The following is a 26,517-nucleotide window of genomic DNA, read 5'->3' on the forward strand; positions in this document are numbered from 1 at the left end:
CACCCAAGTTCCGAACCGCACGTCAGAGCCCTCCTCGAAGATCCCCCAGCGATGATGCGAGTCAACCCTAGAGGTACCCTCGACCATCGGCGCACAATGCGTCAACGCGAGCAACACCACGTCGCGCGCAGACCGGCCGGAGGAGGTGAGGAATGCAGATGAGCAGTGACGATAGTCCGCCCAGTACGTCGAATCCGCTCAGTACGGGCACCGCTTCCTCACGCCGGTCCGAATCGGCCTGACCCTCCGGCGAGCAGCGGTTTGCGACGGTGTCGGAAACCGCACTCCCCTTGCCGTGGGCGGCATGCGCCACGGGTCGCAGCCGGGCGAGTCCCTCGTCCGCGGCGGCCCTCTTCGCTCCAGCGCGGAAGCGGTCCTGAGCACCCGCCTGCGCCACCGGTCCAGCACCGGCGGCGCCTGGCACCTCAGTGATGATCCGGCGACACCCAGCCTGGAGAGAAGCCATGCCTGCGATTCCTTCCTTCGGCAACCTGCGGGGCCGCGGCGGCAGGTCCGCCCGCGGGCGCCGCGCCCCGGCGCAGGCCCCGCAGCGCCGGCCGCAACCGCTGTCGGCGTCCGTCGTCGACTGCGGCGTCTACATCGGCGGCGAGCGCAAGCCCGGCACCTGGACGCACGAGGAGGCGGTCAACGAGGTCCGCGGCCGCGACGACGGCTTCGTGTGGATCGGCCTCCACGAGCCGACCGAACCCCAGATCCAGGGCATCGCCGAGACCTTCGGCCTGCACGAACTCGCCGTCGAGGACGCCGTGCACGCCCACCAGCGGCCGAAGCTCGAACGCTACGACGACACGCTGTTCATGGTGTTCCGGACGGTGCGCTACGTCGAGCACTCCTCGCCGACGACGGCCAACGAGATCGTCGAGTCCGGCGAGCTCATGGCGTTCCTGGGCAAGGACTTCATCATCACCGTGCGGCACGGGAACCACACGGGGCTGGCGCGGCTGCGGCGCGAGCTGGACGGCGATCCGGAACGGCTGCAGAACGGGCCGGCCGACGTCCTGCACGCGATCGCCGACCACGTCGTCGACCACTTCCTCGATGTCACCGACAAGATCGAGGACGACATCGACGAGATGGAAGCCGAGGTGTTCGCCCCGCGCAGCCGCGTCACGTCGGAGCAGATCTACCTGTTCAAACGTGAGGTGCTGGAGCTGCGCCGCGCGGTCTCGCCGCTGGCGACCCCGCTGCGCAGGCTCTCCGAGGGCTACACGCGGCTGGTGCCCGAGGACGTGCGCTCCTACTTCCGCAACGTGCACGACCACGTCACGACGGTCGCCGAGCGCGTCGAGGCCTTCGACGAGCTGCTGACCACCCTGGTCGACGCCACGCTGGGGAAGATCACGCTGCAGCTGAACTCGGACATGCGCAAGATCACCGCCTGGGCGGCGATCATCGCCGTGCCGACCGCGATCGCCGGCATTTACGGCATGAACTTCGACTACATGCCGGAGCTGAACTTCAAGTACGGCTATCCGGCCGTGCTCGCGATCATTCTCGGCCTCTGTCTGCTGCTCTATCGAATATTCCGGAAGAACCGCTGGCTCTGAGCACGCGCTCGGGGCGGGCACTGAGGGGTACGTCCGGATTCGATCGATCATTCATGGGGAGTTGTCATGATCCGTAAGCTCACCGACCTGAAGTTCTGGGGCGTCATGCTCGGCATCGCCTGGCTCGTCATGGTCATCGCGTTCATCGCGGTGAACCCCGACGCCGCCGCGGTGACCCACTGACCCGAGCCACCTCGCATGTCCCGCGTTCGGAACCGCGTGTCCTGCGCTCAGAACCACCTGTGCTGCGCGCACGTCGGCGTACCCTGTCGCCATGGTGCGAGCACTGGTGGTCGCCGACGAGGTCGACGAGTCGCTGTGGTGCGGCCGTGACGTCGACCTGTCCGTCGACGTCGTACTCGGTGCCGGCGATCTGCCGTTCGGCTACCTCGAGCACCTCGCGAACCTGCTCGACGTGCCGGTGGTGTTCGTGCCGGGGAATCACGACCCGGATCTGACGGGGTTCACGCGCCACCGCGGGCTGCCGCTGCGGGGCGGCATCCCGACCGCCTGGCCCGGGCCGGCGGGCGGGATCGACGCCGACGGCCGCGTCGTCACGGCGGCGGGCCTGCGGATCGCCGGGCTCGGCGGATCGGTGCGCTACAACGGCGGGCCGAACCAGTGGACGCAGCGCGCCCAGGCACGCAGGTCCCGCAGGCTGGCCCGGCGCAGCCGCGGCAGGCCCGTGGACGTCCTGCTGACCCACGCGCCGCCGCGCGGGGTGGGAGACCGCGACGATCCGCCCCACCACGGCTTCGACTGTCTACACGAGACGGTCCGGCGACTGCGGCCGCGGTGGCTGCTGCACGGCCACATCCACCCCTACGGCGAGGCCACGGGCGATCGCACGCTGGCGGGCACCACGGTACGCAACGTGGTGGGCAGCCACGTGCTCGAACTCGGTTCGCTGGTGGGCTCGCCATGAGCCGGGACACCGGATTCCCCCGTGCCGACGCGGAGCACGACTTCCTGCGCGCGCGCAGGCGGCAGGTCCTGTCGCGGCTCGCGACCTGGCTGCGCCGCGAACCCGACGACGTGAACATCACCCTGCCGTTCGACGAGGTCGTCGCCGCGCTCGGCTGGGAGGGGCAGCGACGTCTCGGGCTGCGGGTGGTCAAACTGGACAGCATCGTCGGCAGCGTCGACCGCGACTCCGATTTCGACCGCAGGTTCCGGCCGACGTCGGGCAGGGTGCGCCAACGCTGGGAGCGGCTCGCGCTGGCCAGCCGGCGCGGCGAGGCGATCCCGCCGATCGAGGTGTACCGCGTGGGCGAGCTGCATTTCGTCATCGACGGCCACCACCGCGTGTCCGTGGCGCACGCGCTCGGGCTCGACACGATCGACGCGTTCGTCACCGAGGTGCGCACCACACTCGACCCTGCGGGCATCCGCTACCGCGGCGACCTCATCGTCAAGGACTACCGGCGGCTGTTCCTCGAACGCGTGCCGCTCACCGGCGAGGCGCGCGCCTCGGTCGTCGTGACCGACCCGCTGGACTACGCCGAACTGGGCGAACACGTCGAGGCCTGGGGTTTCCGGTTGATGCAGGATTCCGGCACGTTCCTCGACCGTGCCACGATCGCCGCGCGGTGGTACACCGACGAGTACGAGCCAGTGGTGCGGATGCTGCGCCAGGCCGACCTGGTGGGCACGCGCACCGAGGCCGAGGCGTACCTGTGGGTCGCGGGTGAGCGCTACCGCCTCATCCGGACGCACTCGTGGGACGACGCCGTCATCGAAGCGATCCGCTCCCGGCATCACTGACCGGCTCCGGCGCGGCTCCGGCGTGGCGACGAGGCGGCTCCGGCGCGGCGACGACGCGGCCCGGCAGGACCGGTACCGCACCGTCGCCGCGTGGACAGGCAACCCCGGAGGGCTCCTGCCCGCCGGATCAGCCTTCGAACGTCAGGTTCCTGCCCGACTTCGGGTCGAACAGCTGGAGCCGGTCCGGGTCGAACCACACCTCCAGCGCATCGCCCTCGGCCGCCGCCGAGGCCGCGTCGAGCCTGGTCACGATCGTCGACCCGCTGCCGGGTACGTCCGCCGACCCCGCGTCGGCGGCCAGCTCCGCGAGTTCCTCGTTGACGGCCGTCTGCTCCTCCAGCGAGAAGTAGGCGTACTTCTCCGCGCCCATCGACTCCAGCACGTCCACGGTGGACCGGAACGTCGCACCGGCATCGCGATGCTCGGCGTCCACGAGCGAGACGTCCTCGAAGTGCTCGGGGCGGATGCCGGCGATCACGTCACGCGGTCCGCCCGCCGCCTCGAGGAGGCTGCGCACCCGGTCGGTCAACGGAACAGTGCCGAGCGGGCTCTTGAGCGTCCCGTCCTCCAGCGCGGCCGGGACGAAGTTCATCGACGGCGATCCGATGAACCCGGCGACGAACAGGTTCGCGGGCTGGTCGTAGAGGAACTGCGGCGAGCCGATCTGCTGCACGTGACCACCGCGCAGCACGACGACGCGGTCGCCGAGTGTCATCGCCTCGGTCTGGTCGTGCGTGACGTACACGGTCGTCGTACCGAGCTGCTTCTGCAGTTTCGACACCGACGTGCGCATCTGGCCGCGCAGCTTGGCGTCCAGGTTGGACAGCGGTTCGTCCATGAGGAACGCCTTGGGGCTGCGCACGATCGCACGGCCCATCGCGACGCGCTGCCGCTGCCCGCCGGACAGGTTCGCGGGCCTGCGGTCGAGGTGCTGCGACAGGTCGAGGATCCGCGCCGCCTCCTCGACCTTCTCGTTGACGGTCGCGTCGTCGGCCTTCGCCAGCCGCAACGGGAACGCCATGTTCTCCCGCACGCTCATGTGCGGATACAGCGCGTACGACTGGAACACCATCGCGATGTCGCGATCCTTCGGCGACTTCTCGTTGGCGCGCTGCCCGTCGATCCGCAGCTCGCCGTCCGAGATGTCCTCGAGCCCCGCGATCATGTTCAGTGCGGTCGACTTCCCGCACCCCGACGGGCCGACGAGGATGACGAACTCGCCGTCGGCGATCTCGATGTTCATCTCGGACACGGCGCGGGCGCCATCGGGGTAGCGCTTGGTCACCTTGTCGAGCACGATCTCTGCCATTGCCTTACCCCTTCACGGCACCGGACGTCAGCCCCGCGACGATGCGGCGCTGGAAGAACAACACGAACAGAATGATCGGAATGGTGATCACCACGGCCGCCGCGGAGATCGTTCCCGTCGGGTCGTCGAACTGCGAGGTACCCGTGAAGAACGACAGCGCGGCGGGAACGGTTCGCGACGCCTCCGTCGAGGTCAGCGAGATCGCGAACAGGAAGTCGTTCCAGCAGAGGATGAACACCAGGATCGCCGTGGTGAACACCCCCGGTGCCGCCAGCGGGGCGATCACCTTCCGGAAGGCCTGCGCCGGTGTGGCGCCGTCCATCTTCGCCGCCTTCTCCAGCTCCCACGGGATCTCGCGGAAGAACGACGAGAGCGTGTAGATCGCCAACGGCAGGGCGAACGTGATGTACGGCAGGATCAGGCCCGGCCACGTGTCGAACAGGCCCAGTTCCCGTTCGATGTTGAACAACGGTGTGACCAGCGAGATCTGCGGGAACATCGCGATCAGCAGCGACACCCCGACGAGCAGTTTCTTGCCGGGGAAGTCCAGGCGGGCGACCGCGTACGCCGCCATCATGCCGAGCATGACGGCCAGGAACGTGGCGATGAGCGCGATGCCGATCGAGTTGAACAGCGGCCGGATGAACTCCGTGGTCGCGAAGATGTCCTTGTAGTTCTGCAGGGTCCATTCCCGCGGGATGAAGTTGCCGTCGGCGATCGTGTCCTTGGTCTTCAGCGACAGGGACGCGATCCACAACACCGGAACGAGCGCGTACACCACGACGATGATGTCGAGCAGCGCCCAGCGCGCCTTGCGGCCTGCCGTGGCCGGCTGCATTGCCATCAGCGCTTACCTCCCTCGTCACTGCCCGGCGCCGCCGTGCCGAAGCCCTTCACGAAGACGAACGCGATCACCGCGACCGTCAGGAAGATCAGCACCGCCATGGCGGATCCGATACCGAGATTCAGTCCTTTGATGAGGTTGTTGTAGGTCTGCATCGACACCGACGCCGTGTCGTTCGACCCGCCGGTGAGTACGAAGATGTTGTCGAAGATCCGGAACGCGTCGAGCGTGCGGAACAGCAGCGCCACGAGGATCGCCGGTTTCATCACCGGCAGCATCACCTTGGTGAACCGTTGCCACGCGTTCGCCCCGTCCATCGAGGCCGCCTTCATCAGGTCGTCGGGCACGAGCGCCAGTCCGGCCATCAACAACAGCGCCATGAACGGCGTCGTCTTCCACACCTCGGCCAGCCCGATGATCAACAGCGACGGCCCGTACTCGGTGAGCGGGGCGCCGCCGTCGGCGAGGAGGTTGGCGAGGTACCCCGTTTCCGGCGTCCAGGCGTAGTACCAGGAGAACGCGGCCGCCACGGTCACGATGCCGTAGGGGATCAACGCGACCGTGCGGACCAGGCCGCGGCCGACGAGGGTGCGGTGCATGACCAGTGCCAGTGCCATGCCGAGGACGAGTTCGATGGCCACGGTGACGACGGTGATCAGCATCGTCGTGCCGAAGGCGGTCCACCAGTACGAGTTCGACAGCACCGCGATGTAGTTGTCGAATCCGACGAACTCCTGCTCGCCGGGGAACCGCAGGTCGTAGCGCTGCAGCGACAGCCAGATCGAGTAGGCGATCGGATATCCGGTGACGGCGAGCATGACGATCGCCGCGGGTGCGCACAGCAGCCAGCCGAGTCTGCGCTCGGCCTTCTTCCCCTCGCTGTGCTTGGCCTTCTTCGGTTTCGCCTGCGACGCCGCGGACCCTTCGTCCGGTGCGTCGGTGACCGCGTTGCTCATGGGATCACGCCCTTCGAGTCGAGCGCGGCGGTGAGCTCCTCACGGAGGCGCTCCGCCGTGCGCTGAGGGTCGATGTCGGACGGCGGTGACAGCACCTTGGCCATCACCGTGGACAGGTTCTGGTACGCGGGTGTCAACGGCCGGACCGCCGCGTTCTGCAACGCGTCCTTGATGGCGCCGCGCATCGGGTACTCGGTCGCCATGCTCGGATTGTCCTCGGGATCGGCCGGTTTCGACGGGTCGAGCGGCTCGGTGTCGTCGTAGACCGTCTCGATGCTCGGCGGCACCCCGTCGCGGAGCGCGGAGAACTTCTGGTGCTCTGCGCTGCGCAGACACAGTGCGGCGTCGAACGCCGCCGGCTTGTTCGTCGACGCCGACGAGACGGCCAGGTCGTAGCCGCCGATGGTGCTGCGGCCCGGTTCGCCCTGCTTCACGCCCGGATACTGCGCCCACTTGAAGTGCTGCAGCGTGTCCGGCTTCTCCGCGGCATAGGAAGCGTAGACGAACGGCCAGTTGAGTTCGAAGGCCCCGCGGCCCTGCTGCATCGCGAGGCGGACCTCGTCCTCCTGCTGGTTCGTCAGCGACGGATCCGTCAACCCGGAGGTGGTGACCTCCTTGAGGATGCGCAGCGCCTCGACCGCACCCTCGTCGATGACCACGCGCTGGCCGTCGTCGGAGAGGATGCGGCCGCCCGCCGATTCCACAATGGAGTTGTAAACCACGACGAGACCCTCGTACTGGGCTCCCGTGAACAGGATCTCGTGCGGCTTGCCCTCACGCTTGAGCCGCTTCGAGTCCTCGATCATCTCGTCCCATGTGGACGGCGGTTCCGGGGTGATGCGGTCGTCGTACCAGAGCAGCTGGACGTTGGTGTTCTTCGGCGCGGCCCAGAGCTTGCCGTCCCACTGCGCGGTGGCCAGCGGCCCCGGCAGGACGTCGCGCTGTGCCTTCGCCTTGCGGTCGCCGGTCCACTCCTCGATCCAGCCTGCCTCGGCGAACTCCGGAACCCAGGTGACGTCGAGCCCCAGCACGTCCATCGTCTCGTCACCGGCGGCGAGCCTGCGCACCATCTGCTCCCGCTGGCCGTCGGCGTCACGCGGCAGCTTGTGGTAGACGATGCGGTACCGGCCGTCGGCCTGCTCGTTGCAGTTGTCGACGACCGTCTGGAAGTTGTCCTCGGGTGCGTAGTAGACGTCGATCGTCCTGCCGTCGCCGGGGCCGCAAGCGGTGACCAGCCCGGCACCGGTGGCCAGCGCACACACCAGGCCCGCCGTCCGCGCGGGTGGCCGGTGCCGGCGGGGCCGCGTCCGCCGTATCGCCATCTGCTCCTCCTCCACGTCATACACGCGGATCGGAGGAACCCGCCTCCGCACCGCGTCGTGCATGAGAATCCGGGAAATTCACGGTCGTGCGACCGCTCGGATGAGCGGTCGGGAAAAGGTATTCCCAATGATCACGGAGGGCAAGCGCGTACTGTAACGATTCGGGGCGAAGCCGTGGCGATTCCCGACGAAAGAACTACGCGCGGGCGCCTCTCCCGCCCGCGCGTATCGCGATCAGCTCAGCCCTGAATGCCTGAGCATTTCGATCTCGGGTGCCCGAGATCAGCTCAGCCTTGGGTGCCCATGTTCAGCTTGGCGAGCAGGTCGCGGCCCTGTTCGGCGTTCCGCGGCTGGCACAGCACGTCGTAACGGCCGGCCACCAGCTGGCTCGACGACGAGAAATCGCGCCTGCCGCGGGTCGACGCGTAACTCACCGCGGCGAACGCGACACCGAAGCCGATACCGACGACGAGTCCGATGAGGATCGGCGCGAGCGCCATGCCCTGCGCGTTGCTGAACATGCTCAGCAACAGGCCGACGAACAGACCGAACCACGCGCCGGACGCGGCACCGGTGCCGAGCACCCGGCCCCACGACAGCCGTCCGATGACGCGTTCGACGAGCATCAGGTCGACCCCGACGATCGTCACGTCACGCACGGCGAAGTCGTTGTCGGCCAGGTAGTCGACAGCCCGCTGGGCTTCCTCGTAGGTGTTGTACGAACCGATCGGCCACCCGGTCGGCGGCGTGGGCAGCTTCGGCTGTCCGGGCGCCTGACGGCCTGACGACAGTGGACCGGTCACGATCATCACCTGTGCTTTCGGCTGCTCTGCGTTGTCAGCACTGTAGGCAGCGACCCACCTGGCTGAGTACCCGCAGTGGTCCTCGTTCATGCGTGTTCGCCCGTCCGGAGCCCGGACGATACGGCGAATCCTCCACAACAATACGTACTTCCGGGCCGGGATGATCACCGGACACGGCGCGGGATCCACGCGGGGAGGTGACAGCGGCCGCGCCACGCCGTGAGGTGATCACCGGCGGGCACGGCGGCCGGAGCGCGCCTACGCTGGGCACATGGCGGCCGTCAACCGGGTTTTCGCAGCTCAGCTGGCAGGACTACCGGTCTTCGGGCCCGACGGCGAGTCGATCGGCAAGGTCCGCGACCTCGTCGCGGGGCTGCGGCTGGACCACCAGCCGCCGCGGGTGCTGGGACTGGTCGTGGAGGTCTCGACCCGGCGCCGCGTGTTCGTCCCGATGTTGCGTGTCACCGCCATCGAATCGAACGCCGTCACCCTCGCCACCGGTTCGGTGAACATGCGCCGGTTCCACCAGCGGCCCAACGAGGTCCTCGTACTCGGCCAGCTCCTCGACGCCCGCGCACACCTGTCGGCGGAGGGCACCCGGCTCACGGTCGTCGACGCGGCGATGGAGCCCACCAGGACACGGGACTGGGTACTCGCCAAACTGGCGGTCCGCCAGCGCACGGGACCGCTGAAACTGGCGGGCCGCCGGGGCGGACTACAGGTGCTGGGCTGGGAGGACGTCTCCGGGCTCGGCCTGACCGACCTCGGCAGACAACCACAGGGCGCCGGCCAGCTGCTGATGCTGTTCGACACGATGCGCGCCGTCGACGTCGCCGCGACGCTGCGGGACCTGCCACTCAAACGCAGGCACGAGGTCGCCGACGCGATGGACGACGAGAAGCTCGCCGACGTGCTGGAGGAACTGCCGGAGGACGACCAGAAGGAACTGGTCGACTACCTCGCCGACGAACGCGCGGCCGACGTGCTCGAAGCGATGAGCCCCGACGACGCCGCCGACCTGCTCGGCGAACTCGGGCCCACCGAGCAGACCCGGCTCCTCGAGCTGATGCACCCCGACGAGTCCGGCCCGGTGCGCAGGCTGCTGGCCTACTCGGCCGACACCGCAGGCGGGCTGATGACCCCGGAACCGGTCGTCCTCGCCCCCGACGCCACCGTCGCCGAAGCGCTCGCCCACATCCGCAACCCCGACCTGACGTCGGCGCTGGCGAGCATGGTGTTCGTGTGCCGTCCGCCACAGGCCACCCCGACGGGCCGCTACATCGGGTGCGTCCACTTCCAGCGACTGCTGCGCAGGCCGCCGGCCGAACTCGTCGCCTCCGTCGCCGACACGGACCTGCCGCCGCTGCCGCCCACCGCGCCGCTCGCCGAGCTGACGCGCTACTTCGCCGCCTACAACCTCACGTGCGCACCGGTCGTCGACGGCCGCGACCACCTGCTCGGGGCCGTGACCGTCGACGACGTGCTCGACCACCTGCTGCCCGAAGGCTGGCGCGAGACCGGCCTGCGCGACCTGGACCCGGCGACCCCGGCCTCCCCCGACAGTCCCGCGGAGAACGACCATGCCTGAACTGACCGGCCGCAGGCGTCTCGACCAGCCCCGCCATTCGCACCGGTTCGGGCGGCTGACCCCGAATCTGAACTCCGAGTCGTTCGGCAGCATGGCCGAACGACTGGCCCGTTTCCTCGGCACCGGGCGCTACCTGTTCTGGCAGACGCTGATCGTCCTCGTCTGGATCACGCTCAATCTCACCGCGGTGACGCTGCGCTGGGACCCGTACCCGTTCATCCTGCTCAACCTGGCCTTCTCGACCCAGGCGGCGTACGCGGCGCCGCTGATCCTGCTGGCGCAGAACCGGCAGGACGACCGCGACCGCGTCTCCCTCGAGGAGGATCGGTCACGCGCCGCACAGACGAAGGCCGACACCGAGTTCCTCGCGCGCGAGCTGGCCGCGCTGCGCCTGGCCGTCGGTGAGGTCGCGACCCGGGATTACCTGCGCAGCGAGCTGGACAAGTTACGCGAAGACCTCAACGGGCAGCCACGTAGCATGGGGAGGCAACAGCAGGCCGCCAGCGACAGAAGGTCGGTGCCCGAGCAGTGACCACCACGCAAGAACAGCCCAGTGTCGAGACCGTCCGCACCGCACTGAACTCGGTGCAGGATCCGGAGATCCACAAGCCGATCACCGAGCTCGGCATGGTCAAGGACATCACCGTCGGCGACGGCGGGGTCGTCACCGTCGAGGTGTACCTCACGGTGGCCGGGTGCCCGATGAAGGACACGATCACCAAGGACACCAAGGCCGCCGTGGCCGAGCTCCCCGGCGTGACGGAGGTGCAGGTCGAGCTCGACGTCATGAGCGACGAGCAGCGCACCGAGCTGCGCAAGCAGCTCCGCGGCGACGCCGAGGAGCCGGTGATCCCGTTCGCCCAGCCCGGCTCGATGACGCGCGTGTACTGCGTCGCATCGGGCAAGGGCGGCGTCGGCAAGTCCAGCGTCACGGTCAACCTGGCCGCGTCCATGGCCGAGCGCGGGCTCAAGGTCGGGGTCGTCGACGCCGACATCTACGGCCACTCGGTGCCCCGCATGCTGGGCGCCGACGAGAAGCCCACCAAGGTCGAATCGATGATCATGCCGCCGCAGGCGCACGGCGTGAAGGTCATCTCCATCGGCATGTTCACGCCCGGCAACACCCCGGTGGTGTGGCGCGGGCCGATGTTGCACCGTGCGCTGCAGCAGTTCCTCGCGGACGTCTTCTGGGGCGACCTCGACATCCTGCTGCTCGACCTGCCACCCGGCACGGGCGACATCGCGATCTCCGTGGCGCAGCTCATCCCGAACGCCGAGATCCTGGTCGTGACCACGCCGCAGCAGGCAGCCGCCGAGGTCGCCGAGCGCGCGGGCGCGATCGCGCTGCAGACGCGTCAGCGGGTGGCGGGCGTGATCGAGAACATGTCGTGGTTCGAAGCCCCCGACGGGTCGAAGATGGAGATCTTCGGCTCCGGCGGCGGGCAGACGGTCGCCGACTCGCTGTCGAAGTCCGTCGGTGCCGAGGTGCCACTGCTCGGCCAGGTGCCCCTCGACCCGCGGCTGCGCGAACAGGGCGACGCGGGTACGCCGCTGGTGCTGTCGGCCCCCGACGCGGCCGCCTCCGAGATCATGCGCGCGGCGGCGGAGAAGCTGTCGGTCCGCGCACGCGGCCTCGCGGGGATGATGCTGAACGTCTCCCCTGCCGGCAGCTGACGAACACCTCCGCGTGTCCTGCGCCCATCCGTCGCCCGGCCACCACCCCGACGCGCTGACGCGCGGCTGTGCCGTGCGCGTGTTCTGCGCTCGGCACGCGTGTCCTGCACTCGTGCAGCCGGTCGACCCGGTGCGCGGCCCCGCAGCGGCGTGAGTGCAGCGGCGTGATTGCGGCGGCGTGATTGCGGCGGCGTGATTGCCGCGGTGACCACGGCGACATGAGCGGTGGTCCCGAGGCCTCCACCCCCAGTGCGAGGGATGCCTCGGGACCACCCGCGCGTGCACGATCCGCGCATGCGCTCCTCGGTCGGAACACCACTGCGGTCGCCGCGCGCACTCCGCAACCGGTGTCACTCACCTGCCGGTCAGACCCCCTCGGCCCTGGCCGGTGTCCGGGCACGGAGCCGTCGGACACCGGGTTCACGCACCCGAACCGACGAAGGTTGCCGAGTCGGCGCAGGACCCGACGAAAGTAGGGTGCGGCAAGCGGCGTCGACCCGGGACCCGCTGCCGGCGCGCTGTGGTGACCGAACAGCGGTGATCCGGCAGCGGTGATCACGGCAGCGGTGGCCGGACGGCGCCGGACGGCGGAGCGGGAGCGGACGTCGAACCGGTAGCGGTCCTCACGGACAGGAACGCAGAACACGCGGTGCCGGGTGCCGAACATGCGGTGCCCGGTGCAGAACTCGGCGCTGCCGGCGAACGTGTGCGGTCGGGACCCGCTGCAGCGCCCCGAGGCGGGTGACCGCCCCGGGCGCATGACCACGGGACCGGATGACCACGGGGTCGGTGGCTACGCGGGAGAGGTCAGGTGGCGTCCGGGTCGACCGGCGGCTTCTCACCCGACTTGAGCGGCTCCTGAGCGGGTTTCGCGGCGGGTGCCGTACCGGTTCCCGCGCCGCCGGCGCCGATACCGCCGACGCCGGCCCCGCCGGCATTGTCCTGCGTACCGCCTGCGTACGGCGTTGTCTGCGCCCCGTCGCCGCCGATGGGGCGGGTGCCGTTGAGGTTGTTCAGGCCCACCGGGTCGGGGTCGCCGTCGAACAGGTGCTGGGTCACGGCGCGCTTGGGGTCGAAGTTGCGCAGCCCGCGCAGATCTTCGATGGGTTTGCGGAACTCCTCGTACTCGGGCCCCATCTCGTCCCTGAGCTGCTGCCGCGCACCGGTGGCGAAGTCGCGGACCTTGCGCATGGACCGGCCCATCCAGGCCGCCGCCTCGGGCAGCCGCTCGGGGCCCAGGATGAACAGGGCAGCCACGAGCAGCACGAGGATCTCGGACCAGCCAACGCTCTCGAACACCCGGACACCTCCGCCTTCCTCGGCCGCCCCGCCCAGCCTACAAGGTCAGTCTGAACCCAGGGTGACATCGACGGTAAGTGCTCGGCCGCCACGCACGAGCCGCACCGGCACCGTGTCACCGACCTCGTGTTCGCGAACGGCGACGGTGAGTTCGGCTGCGTTGCGCACCTGCCGCTGGCCGACCTTGGTGATCACGTCGCCCTCCTTGATGCCCGCCTTCGCCGCCGGGCCCTGGCCACGCACGTTCTGCACCTGGGCGCCCTCGGAGCTGCCGGCCGACACCGATGCGGCGTTGACGCCGATGTCGGCGTGCTGCACCTTGCCGTCCCTGATCAGGTCGTCGGCGATGCGCATGGCCTGGTCGACGGGGATGGCGAAGCCGAGGCCGATGCTGCCGCCCTCACCTTCGCCCACGGTGCGGATCATCGAGTTGACGCCCACGAGTGCGCCGCGGGAGTCGACGAGCGCGCCACCCGAGTTACCCGGGTTGATCGCGGCGTCGGTCTGGATGGCGTCGTAGGTGACGTTGGCGTCGCCGTTCTGACCGGGAGCGGTGACGGGCCGGTCGACCGCGCTGACGATGCCCTCGGTGACGGTGTTCTCCAGGCCGAACGGCGATCCGACGGCCACGACGCTGTCGCCGGGGGCGAGGTCGGACGACTTGCCGACCTCGATGACGACGGGATTGGACACGTTCACCTTGATGACGGCGAGGTCGGTCTTCGGGTCCGTGCCGACGACCTCGGCACTCGCCCTGGTGCCGTCGGTGAACACCGCGGTGATGTCGGCGTCGTCGGAGTCGCTGGCCTGCGCGACGACGTGGTGGTTGGTGAGTACGTAACCGTCGGAGTCGATCATCACGCCCGAGCCGACACCGCCGTTCTGGCCGGAGGTGACCTCCAGGGACACGACGGCGGGCGCCACGCGCTGCGCGATACCGGCGATCGACCCGGCGGGGCGTTCCTTCGCGGCTTCGGCCTCGGCGACGTTGAGTTCGCCGGTGAGTTCGTCGCCGGTGCTGGCCACGCCCCAGCCGACGAGCCCGCCCGCGGCGCCGATCAGCAGGGCGACCACGGCCAGCATCGCCAGCGCAACGGGCTTGACACGCCTGCCGAACAGCAACTCGGGCAGGCTCAGCTGTGCGCCCTGGGGTTTGGCGGTGTCGTCGGCGGTGTCGTCACCGGTGACGGCGGGCCTGCCGAGGACGGCCGGCGCGCCCGGGTCCCGCCAGGGGTCCTCCTCCGACGCCCACAGCGGGTCGTCGTCCTCACCGCCCGCAGGGGTTGCCGTGCCTGCGGTGCTGTCGCTGCCGTCGGGACGCTGCAGCACGACGTCGCGGGTTCCCGGAGGACGGCCGAACGCCTGGGCCAGCGATTCGGGGGTCGGCGGTGCGAGCACGGGGCCGGTTCCGTTGCCTGCCGCGTTGCCGTTGCCCGTGGCCGATCCGGGGCGGGACAGCTCGTCGAAGGAGCCGTCCACGCCGCGCGGCCTGCCGAACGCCGAGGCGGCCGCCGGGTCCACGGACGGGCGCGCGAGCGGACGCGGACGGAGCCGTCGCTCGTCGTCCTCGTGGGACGGGCCCTCGTGGGACGGGTTCGGTGGCTGGCTCATCTTCCCCCGGCATCCGGTTCGTCGCGTGCTCGTGCCCCGCAGGAGAGTACGCGTGCGTGCCCACGCTGTACCCACACACCATGCGGCACCTCGACATGATCCTGCCGCGGGCCCGGTGAAATGGCTGTGGGCCCCTCGCCACCGGCCGGTCACGGCGGGCGACCGGCTGGGGCGACGGTCAGCGCCCGCTGGAGACCGGGGTGAGGGCCGGTGCGACCGCGCGGGACGGCGCGGGCGATGCACCCGTGGCCGCGGTGTTCGAAGCCGCGGGGTTCGAAGCCGCGGGGTGCGGGGTGGTGTGCTGGGCCGACGTGGTGCCTGCCGGTGCGCTGCCGGCTGCGGTGGTCCGCGGCGCCGGGTCACCGGCCCGCGGCGCAGCCGCCGGTGTCGACGTCGACGCGGCTGAGCCCGACGACGCAGGCGAACCGTCCCCGCCGAACTGCGCACGCAGCACGTTGGTGTTCGCCCCGCCCCCGCCGGGACGGGGACGCTCCGAGTCGGCGGACGTGCCGCCGGTCGTCGTCACGAGCGCGAGCGCACTGAGCACGAGCCCCGACACGACGACTCCCGCCCCCTGGGCGGCACGGCGTCGGCCGCCGCCGGATCCGCCGCCGAGCACGGCGTCGGACCGACCCAGCGGTGTCGAGCCGCCGAGCGGCGTCGAACCGCCGAGGGGCTCCGCGCTGCCGGTGGAACGCCTGCGCAGGCCCGCCACCCGCTCGGGCCGCTGCACGGCGACGAGTTGGCCGTCCTCGGTGACCGCGAGGTTGTCCGGTGTCTCGTCGAGTTCGGTGTCCTGGGGGATCGACCGCAGACTGGCCAGGAAGCCCGCCGACATCGACGGCTCGCCGGCATCCCGCACGGCCGACCGCACCTGGCGCTGGGCCTCGACGTCCGCTGCGCACCACGGGCAGTGCGCGAGGTGTTCGGCGGCGCGTTCGGTCGCGCCCGTCGAGAGTTCGTTGTCGACGAACGCCACGACCGCGTCCGGCAGCAGATGCGACTCGGGAAGGCCGAACCCGCCGGACCCGTGGTGACGGCTCATCCCAGCGCCTCCCGCTCACGTGTTGCTGCCGCGTGCTCGAGCGACGCCTTCAGCGCCTGCCGGCCGCGGTGGATCCTGCTGCGCACGGTCCCGAGCTTAACGCCGAGGGTCGCGCCGATCTCCTCGTACGAGAGTCCTTCGACGTCGCACAGCACGACGGCGGCGCGGAACTCCGGCGGCAGCTCGGCCAGCGCGGTCTGCAGATCGGGGTCGAGGTGTGTTTCGGAGAAGACCTGTTCCGGGCTCGGGTCGTCACCGACGATGCGGTCGGTGTCCTCGGGCAGGCCCTCCATGCGCACGCGCGAACGGCGGCGGGCCATGTCGAGGAACAGGTTGGTCGTGATGCGGTGCAGCCAGCCTTCGAACGTGCCCGGCTTGTACGACGCGAGGGAGCGGAACACGCGGATGAAGGTCTCCTGCGTGAGGTCCTCGGCGTCGTGGGCGTTGCCGGACAGCCGGTACGCCAGCCGGTAGACGCGGTCGGCGTGCTCGCGGACGACCTCGTCCCACGTCGGCGGGGTCCACGTCGCGGCGACGTCACCGGGCGACGCGGTGTCACCGGGCGGCGCCGTGTCCCCGGGCGACGCGGTGTCTCCGGGCGACGGGGACGATCCGGGCGAAGCGGTGGATCCGGGCGCGCTGGACGCCGGCGTCACACTCGCCGTCCCGGCCACGTCCAGGACGGCACCCGCGGACGCGGTGTCACCGCCCACCCGCTCGGCGACAGCCGTGCTGGACCGCTCCTGTGTGGGCTGCTGCGTGGGTCGCGTCGTGCTGCTCTGCGACAGCTGAGGCACCTCCATCGGCCTGATCCCCTTCGTTAGCCGTTCAACGTCCGGCGTGGTCCACATGTTCCCGCCGGACCCGTGTTCCCCTCGTGAGCCCGATGCCCCTCGTGGCCGGATGCCCTTCGTGCGCCGGGACTCCGAGGGTCACCCGGCTGCGCCGGGCGGGCCGGTCGTGGCCACCACGTCCTGTGGATGAGACGTAGTCTTGCCGGTTTCCTTACGGATTCGATGAGGTGCGGCTGAGAATGGCCTGAGAACCTGCGGGCCGCCGTGGCGGGCGGGGTGGCGCCGTGGTGGTCCGGCCTGCTCAGGGCACGCGCTAACCTTTCGCGCGTGACCTCGGAGACCGATCCCACTGCGGCGCTCGCCGACGCCGTCAGCGGGTTCGTCGACGGCTTCGCCGCCGAAGACGACACGATCGGCCGAGCTCGCGAACGCGCCCGCGAGCTCGGCTGCCCCGCGGTGTCGCCGGCCACGGGCGCCGCGCTCGCACTGCTGGCCACGACGGTGCAGGCCAGGTCGGTCGTCGAGATCGGGACCGGCGCCGGGGTCAGCGGGCTGCACCTGCTCCGTGCCATGACGCCCGACGGGGTCCTGACGACCATCGACTGGGAACCGGAGTTCCACCGGGCCGCGCGCCGCGTTTTCACCTCCGCGGGATACCCCTCCGGCAGGGTGCGCACGATCACGGGCCGGGCACTCGACGTGCTGTCGCGGCTCACCTCCGGCGGCTACGACCTCGTGTTCGCCGACGCCACGCTCGCCGAGTACCCCGGGTACTTCGACCAGGGCGTGCAGCTGCTGCGGCCCGGCGGGGTGATCGTGCTCCACAACGTGCTCGCCGACGTGCACATCGGGGACCACGGCAGGCGCAACCCGGACCTGCTCGCGCTCCGCGACGTCGCCAGGACGATGCGCGACGACGACCGTCTCCGCCCCGCCGTGCTGCCCCTCGGCGGCGGCCTGCTCGCGGCCGCCGTCGTCGGCCCCGCGGCGTGACACCGGCCGATCCGCCACGTGCCCCCCAGGGCACCTTGGTGGCGTTCAACGCAGCCACGCGCCAGCGTGTCCGTGAGGTGCGGTGGCCGGGCCGGCGGACGGGAGCCCCGAATCTTCCCCTCGCGCCGTGCCGAATCGGCGGGCGGACAGGATCGCGAGGATCCCGATCGTGAGCGCGCCCGCGACCGCCGCGACGAGCCCGCCCCACCCGGCGTGGCCGTACAGGACCGCGCCTGCCGCTCCCCCGACGCTGCTGCCGAGGTAGTAGCAGGCGTTGTAGAGCCCGCCCGCCTGCCCGCGTCCCGCGGCGGGCGCTTCGGCGGCCGCCCACCCGCTGGCGACCGAGTGCGCGGTGAAGAAGCCGAGCGTGAGCACGACGAAGCCGGCCGCGACCAGCGGCACCGAGTCCGGCAGTGTCAGCGCCGCACCGGCGATCGTGAGGATCAGGCCTGCGCACGCGGTCGCCACCCGCCCGAACCGCGCGACGAGCCGTCCCGCGCGGCTCGAGGCGACCGCACCGCCCGCGTAGGCCAGGAACACCAACGAGGCGGTGGCGGGATGCAGGCCGAGGTCGCCGGTGAGACGGAACCCGGCGACGTTGTACAGCGCGACGAACGAGCCCATCGCGACCAAGGCGACGACGTACTGGGCGAGCAGCACGCGGTCCGATGCGGCGGCGAGGAGTCCGCGGCCGACGTCGGCGAGTCTCGGCCGCGTGGCGGGCCTGGCCAGTCCGGGCAGGGTGGTCGCGGTGATCAGCGCGCACACCAGGCCGATTCCGCCGACGACGGCGAGCGCGCCGTGCCAGCCGAGTGCGTCCGTGGTGAACCCGACGCTGAGCCGTCCGGACAACCCGCCGAGCGTGTTGCCCGCGACCATCGCGCCGACGGCCCCCGCCACGCCGGCGGCGCCGAGGCGTTCGGCCAGATAGGCCGCCGCGACGCCGGGGAAACCCGCGATGGCCACACCCTGCAGCACGCGCATCACCAGCAGTGCGTCGAACGTCGGCGCGAGCGGCAGCAACAGCCCGAGGACCGCCGAGACCAGCACCGACGCGACGATCACGGGTTTGCGGCCGACGATCTCCGACAGCGCGGCGAGCGGCAGCACGGCGACGGCCAGCGCACCGGTCGCCACGCTGATCGCCAGTGACGCGCGGCCGGGGTCGAGCGCGTACTGCTCGGCGAGTTGCGGCAACAGTGGCTGCGGCGCGTAGAGCAGGGCGAACGAGCACAGCCCCGCCGCGGTCACCGCCAGGGTCACCCTGCGGACGGGGACCGCGGTGGCGGGGACCGCCGGGCCGGACTCCGGTGCGGACGTTCGAACGGACATGGTTTCCGACGCTAAGTATCGGCCGAACCATACGTCCAATGCAGAAATACGCCATAATCGATGCTGTGGTGCATGAATCCGAGGATGCGCGGGTCACGGCGGAGCTGGCGCCGCACGTGGCACTGCTGCGGGTGCTGAAGGTCACGGGGAACCTCACCCGTGCCGCCGCCGAACTGGGCGTGCCCCAGCCGACGGCGAGCAGGCGGCTCGCGGCACTGACCGGTCTGCTGGGTACACCGGTGACCGAACCGGACGGCCGCGGCATCCGCCTCACCCGCGCGGGCGCGCTGCTCGCCGACGCCGCCGACCGGGCTGCGGCCGAACTGACCCACGGCGTGCGCAGACTGCGCGAGGAGGTCGACCCGGAACGCGGGCACATCGTGCTCGGCTTTCTGCACCTGCTCGGCCGTTCCCTCGTCCCAGGGCTGGTGAGCGAGTTCCGCCGGATCCGGCCGCACACCCGCTTCACCCTGGTCCAGGGTTCCCGCCAGGACATCGTCGACAGGCTCGGGTCAGGCGAACTCGACCTCGCGCTCGTCGCACCACCCGCCGACGGCCCCGGCCTCGACGCGCTGCCGCTGACCGAGCAGGAACTGTTCGTCGCCCTGCCGCAGGGGCACCGGCTCGCCGGCAGGGCACACGTGCGCCTCGACGATCTCGCCGACGAGGTGTTCGTGATGCTCGAGCACGGCTACGGCCTCCGGCAGATCACCGACGACCTGTGTGCGCAGGCGGGATTCGAACCCGTCGTCGCATTCGAAGGGCAGGAATCGGAAACCGTGCGCGGGCTCGTCGCCTCCGGACTCGGTGTGACGCTGCTGCCGAAGTTCGAACCGGGCACCCCGGCCGGGGTCGTCGAGATGCCACTGCGACCGCGGGTGACCAGGACCGTCGGGCTCTCCTGGCACGGTGACCGGCCGCTGCCGCCGGTCGTGGCTGCGTTCCGCGACCACGTGCGCGGCCGCGCGCCCCTGCCGCCGGCCTCCGCTCGCGAGACGGACCGGGGCTCGGCGCAGCGGTAGGAATGCCTCGGTAGGGAGCTCAGCAGTAGGACGCGGCGAGCTCGACGAGCGTGCGGGCAGCGAATCCGGTGCCGCCGGGCACCACCTCGTCGTAGGTCTTCTCGGCCCGCGCGGGACCCGCGATGTCCAGGTGCGCCCACGGCAGCCCGCCCGCGAACTCACGCAGGAACAGCGCGGCCGTCACCCCTCCCGGCCCGGGAGCGGCCTGCTTGACGTCCGCGATCTCGCTGCGCACGTCGCCCATGTGGTCCTCGAGCAGCGGCATCCGCCACCACTGCTCGCCCGCCCGATCCCCGGCGGCGCACACGCTCTCGGCGAGGGCCTCGTCGGTGGCGAACACACCGCCGGTGCGCAGGCCCAACGCGACCTTCATGGCTCCGGTGAGGGTCGCGACGTCGACGACCGCGTCCGGGCGGAACCGCTGGATGCCGTAGCCGAGCGCGTCGGCGAGCACCATGCGGCCCTCGGCGTCGGTGTTGCCGACCTCGCTGGTGCGGCCGCCGTAGTGGCGCACGATGTCACCGGGCCGGTAGGCCGAGCCGGAGACGTGGTTCTCGGCCGAGGGCACGAGCGCGGTGACCTTCACCGGCAGGCGCAGCGCAGCGATCGCGCGCATGGCGGCGATGACGGCACCACCGGCGGCCATGTCGGTGCGCATCAGGTGCATGCCCGCGGCGGGTTTGATGGAGATGCCGCCGGTGTCGAACGTGATGCCCTTGCCCACCAGCAGCAGGTGCGACGTCGCGCCGCGCGGCCGGTAGGCGAGTTCGATGAGCCGCGGCGGACTGGCCGAGCCGCCGCCGACGGCGAGCATCCCGCCGAACGCCTGCTCGGCGAGCCAGGTCTCGTCGCGGACGGTTGCGGTCAGGCCGCGGGTCTGTTCGGCGACGCGGGCGGCCACGTCGGCGAGCCAGGCGGGGTTCTTGACGTTCGACGGCGCGTTGGCCAGATCACGCGCCAGCGCGGAGGCCGCGGCGACCTCGCGGGCACGGGCGACGGCGGCCACCAGCTCCTCGTCGGGTTCGCCGTCGAACCGCACCGAAGTGACGGCCGGTTTCGGCTTCTCCCCCGTCACGCGGAAGCGGTAACCGCCCAGCACGATCCCTGTCGTGAACGCGGCGGCCTGCTCGGCGTCGACGCCCGCGGGCAGCTGCACCGCCACCTGGGAGGGCACGCGCCTGCCCGCGTCGGACTCCGTCTCGGCCAGCGCGTCGGCCGCGCGCACCAGTGCCGCTCCCGCGGAGCGGTACCGCGCGGGCTCACCGTCGCCGACGCCCACGAACCACGTCGGCATCGATGACTGCTCACCGGACCGGGCGGTGAGAGCCTTCACCGGGACGTCGACGACCTCGCCCGCCTTGCCGGTGACCTGCAGGTCCGCCGCCAGCTCGGCGTGCGAGGACCCGGAATCGGCCAAGGCCTCGGGACCGGCGTGGACGACGGCGAGCCGTTCGCCCCGCCGGGCGTCACCGCCTGCCTCCACCTCGACGATCGGACTCGGTACGGGCGGCAGGACGGCGCGCGCCATGTGAGACCCTCCAGGCACAAGAAGATCAGCCGGTCGGGCTCGGCAACCGCCCGACCGGCAGTGGGGACTACGGACAGCGACGGACTAGCTCGTGGCCTCCTGAAGGGCCGCGCCGAGGTCCTTGGCCTCCTCGGCCGTCAACTCGACGACGAGGCGCCCGCCGCCTTCCAGCGGTACACGCATCACGAGGCCCCGTCCCTCCTTAGCAACCTCGAGGGGACCATCTCCGGTCCGGGGCTTCATGGCCGCCATAGCGTGCTCCCTCCATCTTCAGCCAGCACCCGGCTCGCGTTCGCGTCATGCGCCGGGTCAAGCACCTCACCCACCATTGTCCCCCATCGGCCGTTGGCGGCGAACGCCGGACCGATCTTAGCGCCGGAGCATAGGCGCTGGTATGCGCTTCACAGGACTGACAGACTCGCGGCCGAGACAACGATTCGGAGGGCTTTCCCGTGACGACAGACGACGTCCTGCAGGTGACCGACAGTGGCGAGAACGCCGGGGTACGGACGCTGACACTCAACCGTCCCGACGCGTACAACGCGCTGACGGTCGAGCTGAAGGAGCGCCTGCTGACCGCGCTGCGTGAGGCGGCGGCGGACGACGGCGTGCGCGCGGTCGTGCTCACCGGGGCGGGCAAGGCGTTCTGCGCAGGCCAGGACCTGAAGGAGCACGTCGGCCTGCTGCGGTCCGGCGACGACGCACCGCTGCGCACGGTCGCCGAGCACTACAACCCGCTCATCGAGGCGATCACCGGCATGGCCAAGCCCGTGATCGCCGGGGTGAACGGGCCGGCCGCGGGCGCAGGCGCGGCACTGGCGTACGCGTCGGACCTGCGGATCGCGGCCGGGTCGGCGAACTTCCTGATGGCGTTCGCCAACGTCGGCCTCGGGCCCGACAGCGGCGCGTCGTGGACGCTGCAGCGCCTCGTCGGCTACGGGCGTGCGATGGAGCTGATGATGCTCCCCCGCACGGTCGACTCGACGGAGGCGTTGCGCATCGGACTGGTCGGTGAGGTCGTGGCCGACGACGAACTGGCCGGCCGGGTCCGCGAGGTCGCGCTGAAACTGGCGGCAGGACCGACCGTGGCCTACGCGAAGATCAAATCGACGCTCGGCACGGCCGCCGAGGGCACGCTCGCCGAGGCACTGGCGGCCGAGGACGCGGCGCAGACCGTGCTCGGCGGCACCGCCGACCACACCGAGGCGGTCGACGCGTTCGTGAACAAGCGCAAGCCCGTCTTCACCGGCAAGTAGGCGTCCCACCCGTGACACGGGGGCCGGCACACCCCGACCCCCGTGTTGCGGGCTCCGGGGCTCGTGTTGCGGATTCAGGGGGCCGTGTTGCCGATTCCGGGCCTGCCGCGTCGACACGCCGGCGCGCAGCCGCGCCGCTCACCGTCGTCGCCTCTCGGACCGCCGGTCACTCCGCGCGGTGGCACCCGGCGACGTGGTCGTCGACCATGCCCGTGGCCTGCATCATCGCGTAGCAGGTCGTCGGCCCGACGAACGTGAACCCGCGTTTCTTCAGCGCCTTGGCCATCGCCGTGGACTCGGGCGTCACCGCGGGCACGTCGGCCATCGACGCGGGTCGGCCACGGCGATCCGGCGCGAACGACCACAGCAGGTCGTCCAGCGGGGTGTCCAACTCGGCGATCGCGCGGGCGTTGCCGATGGTGGCGTGGACCTTCGCTCGGTTCCGGACGATGCGGGCGTCGGCGAGCAGGCGGGCGACGTCGTCGTCGGTGAACGCCGCCACGGCCGGTGGGGCGAATCCGGCGAACGCGCTGCGGAACGCCTCCCGTTTGCGCAGGATCGTCAACCACGACAGGCCGGACTGGAACGCCTCCAGCGACAGCCGTTCGAACAGCGCCGCCTCGCCGCGCAACGGGACGCCCCATTCGGTGTCGTGATACTCGGCGTAGTCGGGCGCGGTGTTGCCCCAGCGGCAGCGAGCCACACCGTCGGGCCCGGTCAGGCCGTCGATGTCGGCCGCGGGCCGTTCGGTCTCGCCGGCCGTCACCGCGACGCCCTGTTCATGTTCTGGCCCGCGGCGCCGGTGCTGCCGGAAGCTCCTGGGTTCCCGGAAGTTCCGGCGTCATCGGCGGTTCCGGCACGTTCTGGGTCGCCGTGCCGTTCGGCGTGGGCACCGCGGGCGTCGAGTTCGGTCTCCAGGTCGGCGACCCGCTCGCGCAGGCTGTCCACCTCACCGCCGAGCCGGGCGATCACCCAGTCCACCTCGGACATCTTGTAGCCACGGGCGGTGAGCTGGAACTTCACCGCGGCCACGTCGTCGCCGGTGATGTCCTCGGCGGGCAGTCTCGTCGGTGACGCCCCCTGCGCCAGCGGCGCGAGCTGCTCGCCGCGGCCGAACACGAGCGCGGCGAGCAGGAACACGACCGCCGCCACGAGCAGCATGACGAGCAGATAGATGAGCGCGGTGGTCACACGCCGATCGTGGCACAGGCCTCGATCGCTCGCGCGGACCTCACACCGCCTTGCCGCGTCGTGCGATGCTTGAGGGGTGCTGCACCTGCTGATCCGCCGCGGAGTCGCCCCTCTTGCCAGGATGCTGTGGCGACCGGACGTGCGCGGCGCCGAAAACGTGCCCTCCGAGGGACCGGTGATCTTCGCGTCCAACCACCGCTCGGCGATCGACACGGCCGTGATTCCGTTCGTCGCCCCGCGACCCGTGGCGTTCCTCGGCAAGGCCGAGTACTTCCAGGGCACGAGCCCGAAGGACCGGCTGCGCGCGGCGTTCCTTTCCGCGTTGGGGTACGTCCCGGTGGAGCGCGGCAACGCGGCGGCGGGCTTGGCGGCGCTGGGTGCGGCGCAGAAGGTGCTCGACTCGGGAGGCGCGTTCGGCATCTACCCGGAGGGCACGCGCTCGCTCGACGGCAAGCTGCATCGCGGGCACACCGGCGTGGCCGCCTTGACGCTCGCCACCCGCGCGCCGGTGGTGCCGGTCGCCCTGTCCGGCACCGAGGGCCTACTGCCGGTCGGCAAGAAGATCCCCCGCCCTGCGAAGGTCACGGTGCGGTTCGGCGAACCGCTCGACTTCTCCCGCTACGACGGCCTGGCCGCGTCCCCGCCGATCCGGCGTGCCGTCACCGACGAGGTCATGTACGCGATCCTCGAACTGTCCGGCCAGGAGTACGTCGACGCCTACCACAAACGCCCCGAAGGCGACGCCGCCTGACCCCTCGCATGTTCTGCACTCAGCACCGCGTGTCCTGCGCCCGCCCGTCGTCCGACCGCCACCCCTCAGCGACGCGCTGACGTGCGACCGTGCCGTCGCGCGTGGCTGCTGCCGGCGCAGGGCGGGTAGAAGGCGCCGGTGTTGAATTCACCGGCGCCGCGGTTGGCGAACTGGAACATCACGCTGCGCGAGCCGTCGCTGCCTCTCCGGCGGGTTCCGTCGCCGGAGAGGCAGCGATGAACGTGCCGTCCACGTAGTCCACAGTGCACGGGTTTCCCACCGTCGCAATGACCGAACTCACCACGGAAAACGTTGTAGCGCAACCTCATCCGGTATCATGCGTCCACAAGGGACGGACCACCGGGTGACCACAACGGACATTGTGGAGAATCGGACGACACCGAACAACTGGCGGGGCCACCTTGAACAGCACGGGTGGAACACGAACCGCGGGAACGGAGATCCGACGGGCGGGACGCCGGGTTCAGGAGTCCCACTTGTCGATCACGACGGCATCGTGGTGCGAGAACGCCTCGAGCAGCCTCTCCGGGTCGGAGTCGAGCCGCACCAGCTCACGGCTCGACGTGCCCAGGAACCCCGAATCCACCATGTGGTCGAGGAACTCGCCGAGCTTGGCGTAGTACCCGGCCACGTCGACGATGCCGACCGGCTTGGTGTGCAGGCCGAGCTGGGCCCACGTCCAGATCTCGAACAGCTCCTCGAGCGTGCCGATGCCACCGGGCAGCGCGAGGAACGCATCCGACAGCGAGGCCATCGTGGCCTTGCGCTCGTGCATGTCCTCGACGATCCGCAACTCGGTCACCCCGTGGTGGGCCACCTCGGCCCGCACGAGATGCTCCGGGATCACGCCGATCACCTCGCCGCCGGCCTCGAGCGCCGCGTCGGCCACCGTACCCATCAGGCCGACGTCGCCGCCGCCGTAGACCACGCCGATGTCCCTCCCGGCCAGCAGTTTCCCGAGCGACGCCGCCACCTCGGAGTACACCGGGTCGCCGCCCGCCGACGAGCCGCAGAAGACGCAGATCCGCCTCAGCACTAGTGCGTGTCCTCCCAAGCCTGGTACGACTCCTGAACGACCTTCACCGCATCGTCGACGTCGTCGGTGAGGTACAGCAGGTCGGCGTCGTGCTGGCCGATCTTCCCGCTTTCGAGCACCGTGTTGCGGATCCAGCTGTACAGCCCGCCCCAGTACTCGGTGCCGAACAGCACCACGGGGAACTTGGTCACCTTCTTCGTCTGCACGAGCGTCAGCGCTTCGAACAGCTCGTCCAGCGTGCCGAACCCGCCCGGCAGGCAGATGAACGCCTGCGAGTACTTGATGAACATCGTCTTGCGGGCGAAGAAGTACCGGAAGTTCACGCCCAGGTCGACCCACGGGTTCAAGCCCTGTTCGAACGGCAGCTCGATACCGAGGCCGATCGACAGCCCACCCGCCTCGGAGGCGCCGCGGTTGACGGCCTCCATGGCACCGGGACCGCCACCGGTGATCGCGGCGAATCCGGCACGGGCCAGCTGCGCCCCGATCTCCACGCCCGCGGCGTACTCGGGCGACTCGCGGTCCGTGCGCGCCGAGCCGAACACGGTCACGGCCCGCGGCACCTCGGCGAGCGCACCGAAGCCCTCGACGAACTCGGCCTGGATCCGCAGCACCCGCCACGGGTCGGTGTGCACCCAGTCGCTCGGCCCGCGCGAGTCGAGCAGGCGCTGGTCGGTGGTCGAGCCGGGGCCGGTCTTCTGCTCGCGGCGCAGCACGATCGGCCCGCGGAACGCTTCGGAAGGGTGTTCGTTGTCGCCCGGATCACCGGGGTTGTTCACGACGTCGGTCACACCTCAAAGCGTACGAGGC

At 70.8% G+C, this 26,517-nt stretch carries 24 protein-coding genes and 2 pseudogenes; 10 read left to right on the forward strand and 16 right to left on the reverse strand.

The genetic code is table 11. From position 1 onward, the window contains the following. Window positions 1-464: 464 nt before the first annotated feature. From corA to LY12_RS24890, 3 genes are all read left to right on the forward strand, one after another. Entirely contained in the window at window positions 465-1,568 is a 1,104-nt protein-coding gene (gene corA / locus LY12_RS24880) for a magnesium/cobalt transporter CorA (RefSeq protein WP_253859901.1), read from the forward strand. Between the two features lie 274 nt (window positions 1,569-1,842). Continuing rightward, on the forward strand, window positions 1,843-2,493 hold the full coding sequence (locus LY12_RS24885) for a metallophosphoesterase family protein (protein WP_253859902.1): 651 nt from the start codon (window positions 1,843-1,845) through the stop codon (window positions 2,491-2,493). Further along, on the forward strand, window positions 2,490-3,332 hold the full coding sequence (locus tag LY12_RS24890; RefSeq protein ID WP_253859903.1) for a chromosome partitioning protein ParB: 843 nt from the start codon (window positions 2,490-2,492) through the stop codon (window positions 3,330-3,332). The genes LY12_RS24885 and LY12_RS24890 overlap by 4 nt, the downstream gene beginning before the upstream one ends. A gap of 127 nt (window positions 3,333-3,459) precedes the next feature. On the opposite strand, the gene LY12_RS24895 is transcribed toward LY12_RS24890, so the two are convergent. The 5 genes from LY12_RS24895 to LY12_RS24915 form a co-directional block, all read right to left on the reverse strand. Next, window positions 3,460-4,641, reverse strand: coding sequence for an ABC transporter ATP-binding protein (locus LY12_RS24895; protein ID WP_253859904.1), 1,182 nt, complete (start codon window positions 4,639-4,641; stop codon window positions 3,460-3,462). Window positions 4,642-4,645: 4 nt separating this feature from the next. Then, entirely contained in the window at window positions 4,646-5,485 is an 840-nt protein-coding gene (locus LY12_RS24900) for a carbohydrate ABC transporter permease (RefSeq protein ID WP_253859905.1), read from the reverse strand. Beyond that, window positions 5,485-6,441 (reverse strand): carbohydrate ABC transporter permease, encoded by a 957-nt coding sequence (locus LY12_RS24905; RefSeq protein WP_253859906.1) that lies wholly within the window; start codon window positions 6,439-6,441, stop codon window positions 5,485-5,487. Before LY12_RS24905 ends, LY12_RS24900 begins: the two co-directional genes overlap by 1 nt. Further along, window positions 6,438-7,763: an ABC transporter substrate-binding protein gene (locus LY12_RS24910; protein WP_253859907.1), complete on the reverse strand. Its 1,326-nt coding sequence runs from the start codon at window positions 7,761-7,763 to the stop codon at window positions 6,438-6,440. Before LY12_RS24910 ends, LY12_RS24905 begins: the two co-directional genes overlap by 4 nt. A gap of 287 nt (window positions 7,764-8,050) precedes the next feature. Continuing rightward, the gene (locus LY12_RS24915) at window positions 8,051-8,572 is read right to left on the reverse strand and encodes a general stress protein (protein WP_253859908.1); all 522 of its coding nucleotides are present in this window, start codon (window positions 8,570-8,572) and stop codon (window positions 8,051-8,053) included. 265 nt (window positions 8,573-8,837) lie between these two features. Between LY12_RS24915 and LY12_RS24920 the strand changes: the two genes are divergently transcribed. Genes LY12_RS24920 through LY12_RS24930 form a run of 3 tightly spaced genes read left to right on the forward strand, consistent with a single transcriptional unit; the run spans window position 8,838 to window position 11,828 of the window. Next, window positions 8,838-10,154, forward strand: coding sequence for a magnesium transporter MgtE N-terminal domain-containing protein (locus tag LY12_RS24920; RefSeq protein WP_253859909.1), 1,317 nt, complete (start codon window positions 8,838-8,840; stop codon window positions 10,152-10,154). Then, entirely contained in the window at window positions 10,147-10,686 is a 540-nt protein-coding gene (locus LY12_RS24925) for a DUF1003 domain-containing protein (RefSeq protein WP_253859910.1), read from the forward strand. The genes LY12_RS24920 and LY12_RS24925 overlap by 8 nt, the downstream gene beginning before the upstream one ends. After that, window positions 10,683-11,828: an Mrp/NBP35 family ATP-binding protein gene (locus LY12_RS24930; RefSeq protein ID WP_253859911.1), complete on the forward strand. Its 1,146-nt coding sequence runs from the start codon at window positions 10,683-10,685 to the stop codon at window positions 11,826-11,828. Before LY12_RS24925 ends, LY12_RS24930 begins: the two co-directional genes overlap by 4 nt. An 807-nt stretch (window positions 11,829-12,635) precedes the next feature. Here the strand turns inward: LY12_RS24930 and tatB are convergent. The 4 genes and pseudogenes from tatB to sigE form a co-directional block, all read right to left on the reverse strand. Further along, complete coding sequence (gene tatB, locus LY12_RS24935) at window positions 12,636-13,127, reverse strand: Sec-independent protein translocase protein TatB (protein ID WP_253859912.1); 492 nt, start codon at window positions 13,125-13,127, stop codon at window positions 12,636-12,638. A gap of 45 nt (window positions 13,128-13,172) precedes the next feature. After that, window positions 13,173-14,738 carry a S1C family serine protease gene (locus LY12_RS24940; RefSeq protein WP_253859913.1) on the reverse strand — a complete coding sequence of 522 codons (1,566 nt, stop codon included), beginning with the start codon at window positions 14,736-14,738 and terminating at the stop codon, window positions 13,173-13,175. 178 nt (window positions 14,739-14,916) lie between these two features. Then, window positions 14,917-15,783 carry a zf-HC2 domain-containing protein gene (locus LY12_RS24945; protein WP_253859914.1) on the reverse strand — a complete coding sequence of 289 codons (867 nt, stop codon included), beginning with the start codon at window positions 15,781-15,783 and terminating at the stop codon, window positions 14,917-14,919. Then, window positions 15,780-16,313 (reverse strand): annotated as a pseudogene (gene sigE / locus LY12_RS24950) (RNA polymerase sigma factor SigE); the annotation flags it as partial. The pseudogene sigE and the gene LY12_RS24945, both read right to left, overlap by 4 nt. Window positions 16,314-16,904: 591 nt before the next feature. On the opposite strand from sigE, the gene LY12_RS24955 reads away from it, so the two are divergent. After that, window positions 16,905-17,570, forward strand: coding sequence for an O-methyltransferase (locus LY12_RS24955; protein ID WP_253859915.1), 666 nt, complete (start codon window positions 16,905-16,907; stop codon window positions 17,568-17,570). A 45-nt stretch (window positions 17,571-17,615) separates the two neighbouring features. Here the strand turns inward: LY12_RS24955 and LY12_RS24960 are convergent, their stop codons facing one another. Next, complete coding sequence (locus tag LY12_RS24960) at window positions 17,616-18,833, reverse strand: MFS transporter (RefSeq protein WP_253859952.1); 1,218 nt, start codon at window positions 18,831-18,833, stop codon at window positions 17,616-17,618. A 107-nt stretch (window positions 18,834-18,940) separates the two neighbouring features. Here LY12_RS24960 and LY12_RS24965 point away from each other — a divergent pair, with 107 nt between their 5' ends. After that, the gene (locus LY12_RS24965; RefSeq protein ID WP_301303171.1) at window positions 18,941-19,924 is read left to right on the forward strand and encodes a LysR family transcriptional regulator; all 984 of its coding nucleotides are present in this window, start codon (window positions 18,941-18,943) and stop codon (window positions 19,922-19,924) included. Between the two features lie 19 nt (window positions 19,925-19,943). On the opposite strand, the gene LY12_RS24970 is transcribed toward LY12_RS24965, so the two are convergent. Both LY12_RS24970 and LY12_RS24975 read right to left on the reverse strand, forming a co-directional pair. Continuing rightward, entirely contained in the window at window positions 19,944-21,452 is a 1,509-nt protein-coding gene (locus LY12_RS24970) for a leucyl aminopeptidase family protein (RefSeq protein WP_253859917.1), read from the reverse strand. Between the two features lie 84 nt (window positions 21,453-21,536). Then, complete coding sequence (locus LY12_RS24975) at window positions 21,537-21,704, reverse strand: DUF3117 domain-containing protein (protein ID WP_048807468.1); 168 nt, start codon at window positions 21,702-21,704, stop codon at window positions 21,537-21,539. A 200-nt stretch (window positions 21,705-21,904) separates the two neighbouring features. Between LY12_RS24975 and LY12_RS24980 the strand changes: the two genes are divergently transcribed. Continuing rightward, on the forward strand, window positions 21,905-22,708 hold the full coding sequence (locus LY12_RS24980) for an enoyl-CoA hydratase-related protein (RefSeq protein ID WP_253859918.1): 804 nt from the start codon (window positions 21,905-21,907) through the stop codon (window positions 22,706-22,708). 166 nt (window positions 22,709-22,874) lie between these two features. Here the strand turns inward: LY12_RS24980 and LY12_RS24985 are convergent, their stop codons facing one another. Beyond that, complete coding sequence (locus LY12_RS24985) at window positions 22,875-23,474, reverse strand: DNA-3-methyladenine glycosylase I (protein WP_308292171.1); 600 nt, start codon at window positions 23,472-23,474, stop codon at window positions 22,875-22,877. Window positions 23,475-23,599: 125 nt separating this feature from the next. Next, window positions 23,600-23,899 (reverse strand): annotated as a pseudogene (locus LY12_RS24990) (DivIVA domain-containing protein); the annotation flags it as partial. A 76-nt stretch (window positions 23,900-23,975) separates the two neighbouring features. Here LY12_RS24990 and LY12_RS24995 point away from each other — a divergent pair. Then, the gene (locus LY12_RS24995; protein ID WP_253859919.1) at window positions 23,976-24,650 is read left to right on the forward strand and encodes a lysophospholipid acyltransferase family protein; all 675 of its coding nucleotides are present in this window, start codon (window positions 23,976-23,978) and stop codon (window positions 24,648-24,650) included. A gap of 484 nt (window positions 24,651-25,134) precedes the next feature. Here LY12_RS24995 and LY12_RS25000 read toward each other — a convergent pair whose 3' ends face one another. Beyond that, complete coding sequence (locus tag LY12_RS25000; protein WP_253859954.1) at window positions 25,135-25,704, reverse strand: LOG family protein; 570 nt, start codon at window positions 25,702-25,704, stop codon at window positions 25,135-25,137. A 2-nt stretch (window positions 25,705-25,706) separates the two neighbouring features. Further along, the gene (locus tag LY12_RS25005; protein WP_372493634.1) at window positions 25,707-26,498 is read right to left on the reverse strand and encodes an LOG family protein; all 792 of its coding nucleotides are present in this window, start codon (window positions 26,496-26,498) and stop codon (window positions 25,707-25,709) included. Window positions 26,499-26,517: the final 19 nt, after the last annotated feature.

The organism is Prauserella alba (assembly GCF_024171735.1).
Taxonomy (GTDB): Bacteria; Actinomycetota; Actinomycetes; order Mycobacteriales; family Pseudonocardiaceae; genus Prauserella; species Prauserella alba.

Coding starts and splice junctions, on each gene's coding strand:
- LY12_RS24890 (WP_253859903.1), top strand. CDS start 2,490: ATGAGCCGGGACACCGGATTCCCCCGTGCCGACGCGGAGCACGACTTC.
- LY12_RS24925 (WP_253859910.1), top strand. CDS start 10,147: ATGCCTGAACTGACCGGCCGCAGGCGTCTCGACCAGCCCCGCCATTCG.
- LY12_RS24905 (WP_253859906.1), bottom strand. CDS start 6,441: ATGAGCAACGCGGTCACCGACGCACCGGACGAAGGGTCCGCGGCGTCG.
- LY12_RS24895 (WP_253859904.1), bottom strand. CDS start 4,641: ATGGCAGAGATCGTGCTCGACAAGGTGACCAAGCGCTACCCCGATGGC.
- LY12_RS24975 (WP_048807468.1), bottom strand. CDS start 21,704: ATGGCGGCCATGAAGCCCCGGACCGGAGATGGTCCCCTCGAGGTTGCT.
- LY12_RS24940 (WP_253859913.1), bottom strand. CDS start 14,738: ATGAGCCAGCCACCGAACCCGTCCCACGAGGGCCCGTCCCACGAGGAC.
- LY12_RS24885 (WP_253859902.1), top strand. CDS start 1,843: ATGGTGCGAGCACTGGTGGTCGCCGACGAGGTCGACGAGTCGCTGTGG.
- LY12_RS24920 (WP_253859909.1), top strand. CDS start 8,838: ATGGCGGCCGTCAACCGGGTTTTCGCAGCTCAGCTGGCAGGACTACCG.
- LY12_RS24900 (WP_253859905.1), bottom strand. CDS start 5,485: ATGGCAATGCAGCCGGCCACGGCAGGCCGCAAGGCGCGCTGGGCGCTG.
- LY12_RS24910 (WP_253859907.1), bottom strand. CDS start 7,763: ATGGCGATACGGCGGACGCGGCCCCGCCGGCACCGGCCACCCGCGCGG.
- LY12_RS24915 (WP_253859908.1), bottom strand. CDS start 8,572: ATGATCGTGACCGGTCCACTGTCGTCAGGCCGTCAGGCGCCCGGACAG.
- LY12_RS24970 (WP_253859917.1), bottom strand. CDS start 21,452: ATGGCGCGCGCCGTCCTGCCGCCCGTACCGAGTCCGATCGTCGAGGTG.
- corA (WP_253859901.1), top strand. CDS start 465: ATGCCTGCGATTCCTTCCTTCGGCAACCTGCGGGGCCGCGGCGGCAGG.
- LY12_RS24945 (WP_253859914.1), bottom strand. CDS start 15,783: ATGAGCCGTCACCACGGGTCCGGCGGGTTCGGCCTTCCCGAGTCGCAT.
- LY12_RS24965 (WP_301303171.1), top strand. CDS start 18,941: ATGCAGAAATACGCCATAATCGATGCTGTGGTGCATGAATCCGAGGAT.